The 11708-nt window shown below is 69.6% G+C and carries 12 protein-coding genes; 4 read left to right on the top strand and 8 right to left on the bottom strand.

Translation table 11 applies throughout. The features are described from left to right. Window positions 1-47: 47 nt before the first annotated feature. The 4 genes from panB to MKL01_RS10045 all read right to left on the bottom strand — a co-directional run bounded on the left by panB (window position 48) and on the right by MKL01_RS10045 (window position 3468). A complete protein-coding gene (panB, locus tag MKL01_RS10030) occupies window positions 48-866 on the bottom strand; it encodes a 3-methyl-2-oxobutanoate hydroxymethyltransferase (RefSeq protein WP_243905066.1) in 819 nt (272 codons plus the stop codon). Between the two features lie 158 nt (window positions 867-1024). Continuing rightward, window positions 1025-1621, bottom strand: a complete 597-nt coding sequence (locus MKL01_RS10035; protein WP_243905067.1) for a rhodanese-like domain-containing protein — start codon at window positions 1619-1621, stop codon at window positions 1025-1027. A 3-nt stretch (window positions 1622-1624) separates the two neighbouring features. After that, window positions 1625-2458, bottom strand: coding sequence for a quinoprotein dehydrogenase-associated SoxYZ-like carrier (locus MKL01_RS10040; RefSeq protein WP_243905068.1), 834 nt, complete (start codon window positions 2456-2458; stop codon window positions 1625-1627). A gap of 41 nt (window positions 2459-2499) precedes the next feature. Further along, complete coding sequence (locus MKL01_RS10045) at window positions 2500-3468, bottom strand: quinoprotein relay system zinc metallohydrolase 2 (protein WP_243905069.1); 969 nt, start codon at window positions 3466-3468, stop codon at window positions 2500-2502. Window positions 3469-3616: 148 nt separating this feature from the next. On the opposite strand from MKL01_RS10045, the gene MKL01_RS10050 reads away from it, so the two are divergent. Further along, window positions 3617-4183 (top strand): TetR/AcrR family transcriptional regulator, encoded by a 567-nt coding sequence (locus tag MKL01_RS10050; protein WP_243905070.1) that lies wholly within the window; start codon window positions 3617-3619, stop codon window positions 4181-4183. Here the strand turns inward: MKL01_RS10050 and queC are convergent. From queC to MKL01_RS10070, 4 genes are all read right to left on the bottom strand, one after another. Next, window positions 4170-4892 (bottom strand): 7-cyano-7-deazaguanine synthase QueC, encoded by a 723-nt coding sequence (gene queC / locus MKL01_RS10055; protein WP_243905071.1) that lies wholly within the window; start codon window positions 4890-4892, stop codon window positions 4170-4172. The two genes, MKL01_RS10050 and queC, sit on opposite strands and share 14 nt — an antisense overlap. Then, complete coding sequence (gene queD / locus MKL01_RS10060) at window positions 4885-5247, bottom strand: 6-carboxytetrahydropterin synthase QueD (protein ID WP_243905072.1); 363 nt, start codon at window positions 5245-5247, stop codon at window positions 4885-4887. Before queD ends, queC begins: the two co-directional genes overlap by 8 nt. A gap of 91 nt (window positions 5248-5338) precedes the next feature. Continuing rightward, entirely contained in the window at window positions 5339-6319 is a 981-nt protein-coding gene (locus tag MKL01_RS10065; protein ID WP_243905073.1) for a dihydrodipicolinate synthase family protein, read from the bottom strand. 110 nt (window positions 6320-6429) lie between these two features. Continuing rightward, window positions 6430-7098 (bottom strand): GntR family transcriptional regulator, encoded by a 669-nt coding sequence (locus MKL01_RS10070; protein WP_243905074.1) that lies wholly within the window; start codon window positions 7096-7098, stop codon window positions 6430-6432. 116 nt (window positions 7099-7214) lie between these two features. On the opposite strand from MKL01_RS10070, the gene MKL01_RS10075 reads away from it, so the two are divergent. From MKL01_RS10075 to MKL01_RS10085, 3 genes are all read left to right on the top strand, one after another. Next, window positions 7215-8798 (top strand): ABC transporter substrate-binding protein, encoded by a 1584-nt coding sequence (locus MKL01_RS10075; RefSeq protein ID WP_243905075.1) that lies wholly within the window; start codon window positions 7215-7217, stop codon window positions 8796-8798. 376 nt (window positions 8799-9174) lie between these two features. Beyond that, window positions 9175-10539: an MFS transporter gene (locus tag MKL01_RS10080; RefSeq protein WP_313901452.1), complete on the top strand. Its 1365-nt coding sequence runs from the start codon at window positions 9175-9177 to the stop codon at window positions 10537-10539. Between the two features lie 30 nt (window positions 10540-10569). After that, window positions 10570-11700, top strand: coding sequence for an L-talarate/galactarate dehydratase (locus tag MKL01_RS10085; protein ID WP_243905076.1), 1131 nt, complete (start codon window positions 10570-10572; stop codon window positions 11698-11700). Window positions 11701-11708: the final 8 nt, after the last annotated feature.

The raw sequence follows: 11708 nt of genomic DNA on the forward strand, positions 1-11708 counted from the left end.
CGGGACCCGCGCCCGACGCGGTCGCGCCGGCGTTTTCGCCCGGGTCCCTACCCGTAGGTGTGGTCCTCCGCGGGGAACCGTCCGGCCCGGACTTCCTCGGCATAGGCCTTCACGGCCTCCTCGATATGGGCGCGCAGGCTCCCGAACTGGCGCACGAATTTCGGCGTGCGCTCGGACAGGCCGAGCATGTCCTCCAGCACCAGGATCTGCCCGTCGCAGACCGCCGAGGCGCCGATGCCGATCGTGGCGGCCGTGACCCGGGGCGAGGTCGCGATGGCGCGGGCCACCGGCTCGACGATGCCCTCCAGCACGATCGCGAAGGCCCCCGCCTCGGAGATCGCCCTTGCGTCCTCCAGGAGGCGGCGCTCGTCGTCGGGCGCCCGGCCCTGGACCTTGAAGCCGCCCATCGTGTTCACCGCCTGCGGGGTGAGCCCGATATGGCCCATCACGGGCACGCCGCGCTGGACCAGGAACGCCACCGTCTCGGCGAAGTGCGCCCCGCCCTCCATCTTGATCGCGCCCGCGCCGGTCTCCTTCAGCACCCGCGACGCGTTGAGGAAGGCCTGCTCCCGGCTCGCCTCGTAGGAGCCGAACGGCATGTCGACCACGACCAGGGCCTTCTCGGTGCCGCGGATCACCGCCTGCGCCTGCAGGATCATCATCTCCAGGGTCACCGGGATGGTGGATTCCATCCCGTGCATCACCATGCCGAGGGAATCGCCCACCAGGATGAAGTCGCAATAGGGATCGACGATGCCGGCCGTGTGGGCGTGGTAGGCGGTGAGGGCGGTGATCTTGCGCCCTTCGGCCTTGCGCTTGCCGATATCCACCGCCCTGAGCCGGCGGGACTGCACGACCTGCGACATGGTTCAGACCTCTTTCGGCTCTTTCCCCTCCCCCTCGCGGGGCGAGGCCCGGGATGGGGGTGGTCCAGGATCGACCGCCCCGGCGGACACGAGGCGCCCTCGGTTCCTCGGCCCCTCCTACACCGCCCGGCGCCGCGGGTCAGCGCCCCGCCTGCGGGTCAGCGCCCCGCCTGCGGCTCGGATCCCGCCGCCCAGGCCGGATCGACGCGCAGGTTCGCGGTCTCGTGCGCCTCCTGCCAGCCCTCGACGCCCGTGGGGAACCAGCGCACGCCGGTATAGCCCTTGCGCACCAAGCGCTTGGCGGCGTTCCAGCTGCCCCAGCACTCCACGTGGCAGAACACCACGACGGGCTTGGCCCTGTCGTCGCCGGTCAGCTCCGCGACCCGCGCGTAGAACAGCGCCTCGCGTGCCGGGGCGAGGGGCTCGGCCCCCGCCTCCGGCATCCAGACCGCGCCGGGAACCGAGGGATGCACCGGCAGCCAGAGTCGGCCCTCGGGGAAGTTCGACGGCTTGCGGTCGGGGGCAGCCACGTCGATCAGGACCGGCTTGTCAGGCCCGGCCATCAGGCCGGCGAGCGTGTCGGCATCGATCACCGCGGCGCCCTGGAGGGTCTGCGGCGTGTAGCCCTTCGGCGGCCCCGCGTAGAGCCCGTCCGGCTCCGGCACGTTGACGGGGGAATCGGCCGGGGCGGCGGCGAGGCAGCAGGTCGCCGCCAAGAGGGCCGCGACCCGGCCGATCATGCGCGTGCGGCGCATCGCTCAGTTCGTCGGGCTCGGCGGGGTGAAGCTGTGCTGCCAGCGGCCGCCGGCATTGTCGCTCGCCGCGACCTGGAGCGGCTTGCCGTCCGGCTTGAACGCGAAGTTGATCACTGGGTTCGAGGCGATCGAGATGTCGCCCGTCATGGTGAACACCGTCCGGTCGCCCGCCGAGACGGTGAGCTTGTCGATGTAGCGGGCCGGCGTGAACTCGCGGGTGACCTGATTCATCTGCATGCCGGAGAAGTTCGGGTGGCGGACCATCAGCGTCGCCTCCACGGGCTTGCCGGGCTGGGCATCGGCGAACTTCATCCGCATGTCGCCCATGCCCTTCATGGCCTCCTCGTCGCTCATGCCCATCGGGGCCGAGCAGCCGCCGGAGGCCTTCACGAACTGCTTGGCCTCGTAGAGCTTGCCGTCCTGGGTCTCCACCACGGCGTGCATGTCGGTGTAGTTGTTGACCCGCACCCGCAGCTTCAGTTCCGCCGGATCGGCGGCCGGTCCGAACTCGAACTTGGCCGCGTAGGGCGCCGGGTTGTCGTCGATGATCAGCGAGACCGCCTTGATCTGCGCGCTATCCGGCATGGTCAGGGTGATCGGCACCAGGGCGGCATCCAGCGCCCGGACCGGCGCGTCGATCTTCACGAGGGTCTCGGTCGGCGCGATCTGTCGGTCGCCGAAGATCGACTTGGCGATCTCCTGCCAGCGCGCCGCCCGTTCCTGGTCGGTGTCGGAGGCGCCCGCGGCCCGCGCCGGGGGGGCGAACGGTCCGGACAGGGCCGTCGTCGCGAGGGCGACGCCGAGGGCGATGACGGTGTTTCCGATCCTGTGGGTCATGGCGTGTCTCCCGATGCGATCCGATATGGCGAGCCGAAAACTTATTCCCACTCCAGTTCCTGGTAGGCCACGGTGACGTTGCGGCCGTTGTAGGTGTCGAACAGCGCCCACTTGTCCCGCTGCGCCTTCGCGACGCTGTCGACCGCCTTCTCGATCGGCACGTCCTTGGCGATCGCCGCACGGGTGCCGTCGCGGAGCGCCGTCAGGTAGCCAGCGAGGTCGGCGAGCGCCGGGGCGAGATCCACCGTCACCGGGCCGTGGCCCGGCACCGCCCGGGCGGCGCCCAGGGCCTTCAGGCGCTCGGCCTCCCGGATCCAGCCCTTCAGGCTGCCGTCGAGGGAGGGGATGCGGTTCACGAACAGAAGGTCGGCGGGGAACAGCAGGCCGGTCCCTGAATCGATCATCGACAGGTCCGAGGTGGTGTGGGCCGGCCCGTGCGCCGTGAAGGTCAGGCGGCGGTCGCCGAGGTCGATCTCGGCCGTGTCGGTCACGGTCATCGTCGGGTAGACCACCGGCCCGGTCCGCTCCTCCCCGAGGAGGTCGACCAGGCGCTTGCGATAGAACTCGCCCCGCGCGGAGAGGGCCTCGGTGAGCTTGGCGTGGCCGATGAAGACCGGCTTGTCCTGCACGAAGGCGCCCGCCCCGAAGACGTGGTCCGGATGGACGTGGGTCAGCACCACGTGGGTGACCGGCTTGGCCGTGCGCTTGGCGATCTCGGCCCGCAGCCACTGGCCGTCCGCGAGGCTGCCGCCGGATTCCGTGACGAGCACGCCGGTCCGGCCGATGACGAAGCCGATATTGGCGATGGCGTCGGCATTCTCCGGCGTGGCGTCGGCGATCAGGCCCTTCCGCACGAAGATGCCCGGCCCGACCTCCTCCATGGCGAACGATTCGGCGGCGCGGCCGAGGGTCGGAAGGCAGCACAGGCAGAGGCCGGCGAACAGGGCGTGCCGCCGCGACGGGGCGCGGCCGGCGGCAGACGTCCTTGGATGGACGGCGAACGCCGTCATGCCGATACCTCCCGATCGTCCCGCTCTTGCTTGCCTACCATTAGGTAGGTAGATTCCGGGCTCGTCAAGGGGCAAGCGGGAGTCGGGCCGGGGCGGGCCGCACGTTCGCGTGAGCCCGACCGGGTCGGCGGGAGAGGCGATCGCCGCGATGAGGGATACCCGTGCCGAGCTGCTGATGCAGGCCGAGACCCTGGTCCGGGGCCGGGGCTATGCCGGCTTCAGCTACGCCGACCTCGCGGAGGCGGTGGGCATCCGCAAGGCCAGCATCCACCACCATTTCCCCACCAAGGCGGATCTCGGCGCCGCCCTGGTGGCGGCCTACGCGGCCCGCTACGCCGCCGCCCTGAAGGCGATCCGCCGCGACGTGGCGGACGGGCCGGGGCGGGTGGAGGCCTACGGCCGTCTGTATCTCGGCGGCGTCGAGCAGGGGCTCGGCTGCCTGTGCGCGGCGCTGGCCATCGAGGGTGAGGCGCTTCCGGAGCGCCTGCGCCGGGACATCGCGGCGTTCTTCGAAGGTCATCTCGCCTGGCTGGAAGCAGTCCTGCGCGACGGCCAAGTCGACGGCACCGTCCGCGCCGGGGCGGATCCGGCCGCCCTCGCCCGCTACGTGATCGCCACCCTGGAGGGTGCGCTGCTGATGGAGCGCCTGTTCGCCAGCCCCGCGGCCTTCCGGGGGACGCTGGCGGTGCTGGTCGACGGGCTCAGGCGGCGGTGAACCGCGCGTAGCCGTCCGCCCGCAGGCGGCAGGCCGGGCAGGTCCCGCAGCCGTAGCCCCAGGGATGGCGCCGCCCGCGCTCGCCGAGGTAGCAGGTGTGGCTCTCCTCGACGATCAGGTCCACCAACGCCCGGCCGCCCAGCGTCTCGGCGAGGCCCCAGGTCTGCGCCTTGTCGAGCCACATCAGCGGCGTGTGAAGCACGAACCGGCGGTCCATGCCGAGGTTCAGCGCCACCTGCAGCGCCTTGATGGTGTCGTCGCGGCAGTCGGGATAGCCGGAATAGTCGGTCTCGCACATGCCGCCGACCACGTGGCGGAGGCCCCGCCGGTAGGCGAGCGCCGCCGCGAAGGTCAGGAACACGAGGTTGCGGCCGGGCACGAAGGTGTTGGGCAGGCCCGAGGCTTCGAACCCGATCTCGGCGTCCCGGGTCAACGCCGTCTCGGAGATCTGTCCCAGGGCGTCGAGCGCGAGGGTGTGGTCGTCGCCGAGGCGCCCCGCCCAGGCCGGGTCGATGCGGCCCATGCCGTCCCGGAGCGTGGCGCGGCGGTCGAGTTCGACCCGGTGGCGCTGGCCGTAATCGAACCCCACGGTCTCGACACGGTCGAACCGGTCGAGGGCCCAGGCGAGGCAGGTGGCCGAATCCTGGCCGCCGGAGAACAGCACCAGCGCCGACCGGTCGCCCGGACTTGCAGCCGTGTGGTCAGACATCCGCGCCATCATAGTCCGCCCAGGACATCGGGGTCTCGGCGACCCGCACCCGGGCGAGGCCGGGCAGGTCCGGCCGCAGGCGATGCCAGATCCAGGCCGCGATGGCCTCGGCGGTGGGATTCTCCAGGCCCTCGATCTCGTTGAGGCAATGGTGGTCGAGCCGGGCGAGCAGCGGGCCGAAGATCGACTCGATGTCGTAGAAGTCGATCACCCAGCCGGTGCGGAGATCGACCGGGCCGGCCACGGTCAGCTCGACCCGGTAGGAATGCCCGTGCATCCGGTGGCAGCGGTGGGTCGCGGGCACGTTCGGCAGGCGGTGGGCCGCCTCGAAGGTGAAGGCTTGGGTGATCTTCATGGGCGGGATTCGCGGGTTGTGACCGATCTCGCGCCCGCCATAGCGCCGACCGGCCATCCCGTGCAAAGGCGGGCCGGCGCGGCGCGGGTGGTCAGCCGCCCGTCCCGTCCGGGGTCAGGCCCGCCCGCGCGCCCTCGTCCGACCAGCGCGCGTACCACGCCTTGAACAGCCGCAACTGCGTCTCCGCGTAGTGGCACTGCCCGGCGCTCAGCGCGTCGGAGGCGTTGAAGTGGAGCGCGTATTCCGGGTTCCCCTCCAGCACCATCAGGTGCTTGTAGTACAGGACGAGGTCGGTGCCCTCGTCGAAGCTCGACAGGATCGCCAGGGCGGCGTCCAGTTCGTCCGCCCGGCGCCGGGCCGCGAGGTCGCCCGTGGCCGCCTTATCGCACAGCGCGACGAGATGCAGGACCTCGCGCGGCAGGACGTTGCCGATGCCCGTGATGGCGCCCCGGGCGCTGCAGTTGACGTAGCCGTGCACCACCTGCGTATCCACCCCGACCATCAGGGTGAGGTCGGGCGACTGGCCGGTGATGTGCTCGGCCGCGTAGGTGAGCGCCTCAGCACCGCCGAACTCCTTGAACCCGACGAGGTGCGGGTAGCGGGCGCGGAGGCGGAAGAACAGGTCCGCCCGGGTCTCGAACCCGTAATGGGGACTGTTGTAGATCACCGACGGCAGGTCGACCGCCGCCTCCAGGATGCCGGCGAAATGGGCCTCCTGCGCGGCCGGCGAGGTGCCGCGCGACAGGACCCGCGGGATGATCATCAGGCCGTGGGCGCCGGCCGCCTTGGCGTGGGCGGCCAGCTCCGCCGCCCGCTTCGGATTCTGCGCGCCGGTCCCGACGATCACCGGGACGCCGGCCGCCAGCAGCCGCTCGACGCCCGCCATGCGCTCCGCGTCGGTCAGGAGCGGCCAGTCGCCCATCGAGCCGCAATAGACGACCGCCGACATCCCGGCCGCGACGAGTTCCCGTCCCTTCCGGGCGAGGGCGTCGAGGTCGGGCGAGCGGTCCGGCCGGCAGGGCGTCATCAGGGCCGGGATCGTGCCGGAGAAGATGTGTCGGTCTGAGGCCATCGGCGGGCTCGCCTGGTCGGAGGAGAATCGTCTCGGCCGGCCGGGGAACCCGCGGGACGGCGCGGCACTGCATGCCAGCGACGCGTCGGAGTGGCAAGGATTTTATACAATCACGGGCGCGAGTCCGGCGCGGCTGCCTCGCCGAGGAAGGTCATCAGCGCGGCGGCGACGTGGCCGATATGGTCGACCAGCAGGGTGCAGGCGGCCGAGGCGTAGCCGTTCCGGCACAGCCGGACGATCTCGCGGTGCTCGCGGTCGGCCCGCTCCAGTTCCGCCGCATCCGTCGAGAGCTGCAGGCGCGTATACCGGTCGCACTCGGCCAGCAGCGAGGTGACGATGCCCAGCGTGCGGGGCCGTTCGGCCCGGCTGTACAGGAGGAGATGCAGCTCCGTGTTGAGCGCGCCCCAGCGCGCCGTCGCCCCGTCCCGCAGGGCCGCGGCGTAATCCTCCAGCAGGGCGTCGGCCCGCTGGAAATCGTCGCCCGTCAGCAGGGGCGCCGACAGGGCGAGGAGGCGCGGTTCGAGGGCGGCCCGGAGTTCGAGGGCCTCGGCCGCATCCGCCGGGGAGAGGGGCGCCACCATGGCCCCGCGATGGGGCAGGATCCGCACCAGGCCCTCGGCCTCGAGCTGGAACAGGGCTTCCCGGACTGGGATCCGGCTGGCGCCGAACTCCGACGCCAGGCCATCCTGGCGGAGCTGCGACCCGGCCGGATAGCGCCCGTCGAGAATGCGCCGCCGGATCTCGGTGCCGATCGCGCCCGCGATGGTGCGGTTCTTCATCGTCTCCCCCCGCGTCGGTTCCGGGCGGCCGGCCGAGCCCTTGACGGCGGCGCTCAGGTGTTGAAATTGTATAAAATCAGCGGGCATCGGCGCCCGATCTCGAGAGGCTGCCCGCGATGACGCTCCACCGTCGCCACCTGCTGGCCGCCGCCGCCGCAGCCGGGATCGGCCGCCCGTACCTGGCCCGGGCCCAGCCCGGCGGCAGCGTGCTGCGCTTCATCCCGTCCACGCCCCTGCCGTCCCTCGATCCGATCGTCGCCACGAGCTACGTCATCCGCAACCACGGCTACCTCGTCTACGACACGTTGTTCGCCACCGACGAGAACTTCCGGATCCAGCCCCAGATGGTCGGCGACTGGCAGACCGCGCCCGACGGTCTGCGGTGGAGCTTCCATCTCCGCGACGGCCTCAGCTTCCACGACGGTTCCCCGGTCGAGGCCAAGGACTGCATCGCCTCCGTGGCGCGCTGGGCCAAGCGCGACGCCTTCGGTCAGACCCTGGCGGGCTTCGTGGAGGCGTACGGCCAGGAGGATGCGCGGACCTTCACCATCAGTCTGAAGAAGCCGTTCCCCCTGCTCCCGGCCGCGCTCGGCAAGCTGTCCTCCAACGTGCCCTTCATCATGCCGGAGCGCATCGCCCGGCAGGATGCCTCGAAACCGATCGCCGACGCCATGGGCTCCGGGCCGTGGCGCTTCGAGGCCCGGGAATGGATCCCGGGCCAGAACGCGATCTACACGCGCCACACCGGCTACCGTCCCCGCGAGGAGGCGCCCTCCTGGGCGGCCGGCGGCAAGGTCGCCAGGGTCGACCGGATCGAGTGGCTCGCCATCACCGAGGCGTCGGCGGCGGTCGGCGCGATGATCCAGGGTGCGGTCGACTGGTACGAGCAGCCGGCGATCGACCTGATCCCCGTCCTCAAGGGCAAGCCCGGGATCGAGATCCGCAACGTGCCCCTGGGGCTGATCCTGCTGATGCGGTTCAACCACACCCAGCCGCCGTTCAACAATCCCGAGATCCGCCGGGCCGTGATGATGGCCATGAGGCAGGACGACTACATGCAGGCCGTGGTTGGCAGCCCCGAATACTACCGCGAGGCGAAGACCTTCTTCACGCCCGGCTCGCCGATGTCGACCGGCGCCGGCGGGGCCGCCGCCATGACGGAGGACCTCCCCAAGGCCAAGGCGCTTCTGGCGAAGTCCGGCTACACCGGCGAGCGCGTGGTGCTGCTGGCCCCGGCCGACCAGCCGATCGCCTACAACCAGTCGCTCGTGACCCAGGACCTGCTCAAGCAGCTCGGGATGAACGTCGATCTGGTCTCCACCGACTGGGGCAGCTTCATCGCCCGCCGCGGCAACCGGGGCCCCGTCGAGGCCGGGGGCTGGTCCCTGTTCCACACCCTCTGGTCGGGCGCCGACGTGCTGAACCCGGCCCTGCACCCGCTGATCCGGGCCAACGGTTCGGCCGCCTGGTTCGGCTGGCCGGACGACCCGACGCTGGAGACGCTGCGCAGCGCGTGGATCGCCACGAGCGACGAGGCCGAGCAGAAGGCGCTGGCCGCGCGCATCGAGGAGCGGGCCTTCGCGGTGGTGCCCTACGCCCCGGCGGGCCTCGTGCAGCAGCCGATGGCCGTCAGCACGAAGCTCAAGGGCATGGTCATGGCGCCCGTGCAGTTCTTCTGGAATATCGAGAAGACCGCCTGACCCAGGGGGGGCGTCGACGCGCTTGCGACGGCTCTCGGGCCTGAACTCCATCAGCTAGACCGTTTCAGGGGCTGCTTCCGACCCCTTGCTGGCGCACGGAACGTCTGCTTACAGGCTGTTGAAACACAGGCCGGCGACCGAGTCGGGTGGAAAATGGATTGGCCGCTCTTGGCTTGCATTCGCGAATACAGGGCATTCGACAGCAGCTCGAAACTACAAGTTTGTGAGCCGCCTCCACGCATCGATGCCGATTGCGCATCAATCGATCCAAGAATGATGTTGGACACGTAAACGGCTCTGCTCCACGAGTCCCGCTGAACAAAGGCTGCCGTTGCTCCGTGAGCACCGAGACGGGCCTCGACATCGGAGGATCGCCGTGGCTCAGGCAAAGCAAGCGCTCAAGCAGACCAAGGTCAGATATGTCATCCTGGCCCTGATCTTCCTCGCAACGACCTTCAACTACGTCGATCGCGCTACCCTGTCGGTCGCCGCCTCATCGATGCGAACCGAATTCGGCTTCGACGCGATCACAATGGGCCTCGCCTTCTCGGCCTTCGGCTGGGCCTACACGGCGATGCAGATCCCAGGCGGCTGGGTGCTCGACAAGTACGGCGCTCGCCTCGTCTACGGCATCGGGCTGATCCTGTGGTCAGCCCTCACGATGATGCAGGGCCTCGTCCACGTCGTCTCCTTCACCTTCCTGGCGCTGTTCGCCCTGCGCTTTCTCATGGGCATCGCGGAGGCGCCGGCCTTCCCGGCCAACAGCCGCCTCACGGTGATGTGGTTCCCCACGAAGGAACGCGCCTTCGCGACCTCGATCTTCCAGTCCGCCCAGTACTTTGCGCTGGCCGTGTTCACCCCGGTCATGACGTGGATCCTGCACGCCCATAGCTGGCAGGCGATCTTCTATTGGGCTGGCGGCGTCGGCATCATCCTCGGCGTCGTGTGGCTGCTCTACGTCCACGAGCCGCGCCACCATCGAGGCGTGAACCAGGGTGAACTCGACTACATTGAAGCCGGTGGCGGCCTGCCAAACATGGGCGACAAGCGCGATCAGATCCGCTGGTCCGAGGTCAAGGCCCTCGTCAGCAACCGCATGATGATCGGCATCTATATCGGTCAGTTCTGCCTGACCACGATCACGTGGTTCTTTCTGACGTGGTTCCCGACCTACCTGCTCGAAGCGCGGGGCATGTCGATCCTCAAGGTCGGCCTCGTGGCGGCGATCCCGGCAATCTGTGGCTTCCTCGGCGGCCTCGCGGGCGGCCTATGGTCGGACTGGATGCTCCGACGCGGCTTCAGCCTCACGACGGCGCGCAAGACGCCGATCATCGTCGGCCTATTGTTCTCCAGCACGATCGTGCTCGCCAACTACGTGCCGTCCGACGTATTCGTGATCGTGGTGATGAGTGTCGCCTTCTTTGCCAAAGGCATCGGCAATCTCGGCTGGTGTATCGACGGCGATGTCTCGCCAAAGCAGATCATGGGCGTCAGCGGCGGCATCTTCAATCTGTGCGGCAACCTCGCCAGCATCGTCACGCCGCTCGCCATCGGCATCATCGTCAAGGAGATGGGCTCCTTTGACCTCGCCCTCGTCTACATCGGCGTGGTCGCGCTGATCGGCGCTCTTTCCTACCTCGTCATCGTCGGACCGCTGAACCGTCTGGAAATCCGCAGCGACGAGCACGCCCCGGATGCCGAACCCGTCCTGCCGCGCGACGTCGGCACCGCCCGGGCCTGAGCGCCCCAACCCCAAACTCTGGAGGACTTCATGGCTCAGGACACTGTCACCGGCATCCGCCTGCGCTCGGTCTACCTGCCGCTCAAGACCCCGATCAGCGACGCCAAGGTGCTGACCGGCCGGCAAAAACCGATGACCGAGATTGCTATCCTGTTTTGCGAGGTCGAGACCTCGGACGGTCACCGCGGCCTCGGTATCAACTACTCGAAGCGAGCCGGTGGGCCGGGGCAGTTCGCCCATGCCTGCGAAATAGCCCCCTCGCTCCTCGGGGAAGACCCGAGCGACATCGCCAAGGCTTGGGACAAGCTTGCCTGGGCCGGGGCCTCGGTGGGCCGCAGCGGTCTCGCCGTGCAGGCGATCGGCGCCTTCGACGTGGCCCTCTGGGACCTGAAGGCAAAGCGCGCCGGCCTCTCGCTCGCCAAGCTCCTCGGGGCGCAACGCGACAGCGTGCGCTGCTACAACACCTCCGGCGGGTTCCTGCACACCCCGCTGGAGGAGCTTCTGGTCAACACCGACCGCTCCCGTGAGAAGGGCATCGGCGGCATCAAGCTGAAGGTCGGGCAACCGGATTGGGCCCTCGACATCGAGCGCGTCTCCCGCGTTCGGGAACATCTTGGCGAGGCGTTCCCGCTGATGGTCGATGCCAACCAGCAATGGGATCGTCCGACCGCGATGCGGATGGGCCGGATCTTCGAGCAGTTCAACCTGATCTGGATCGAGGAGCCGCTCGATTGCTACGACGCCGCCGGCCACGCGTCTCTGGCCGCCGCCCTCGACACGCCGATCGCCACCGGCGAGATGCTGACGAGCGTGTCCGAACATTGGGACTTCATCCGCCAGAACGGCGCCGACTTCCTGATGCCGGACGCGCCCCGGGTCGGTGGCATCACGCCCTACCTGAAGGTGGCGACGCTGGCCGAGTTCGCCGGCATGACCATCGCCCCACACTTCTCGATGGAGCTGCACATCCACCTCGCGGCTGCCATGCAGCGGGAGCCGTGGGTGGAGCATTTCGAGTGGCTGGAGCCGCTATTCAACGAACGCCTTGAGCTGAAAGACGGGCGGATGCTGGTGCCGACGCGCCCCGGCCTCGGCATCAGCCTCAGCGAGCAGGCGTTGACCTGGACCCGGGAGCTCGCAGCGTTCGGAAGTCTCAGCTGATCGCTTCT

Origin of the sequence: Methylobacterium sp. J-070 (genome assembly GCF_022829385.1) — a bacterium.
In the GTDB taxonomy this organism is placed as follows: Bacteria; Pseudomonadota; Alphaproteobacteria; order Rhizobiales; family Beijerinckiaceae; genus Methylobacterium.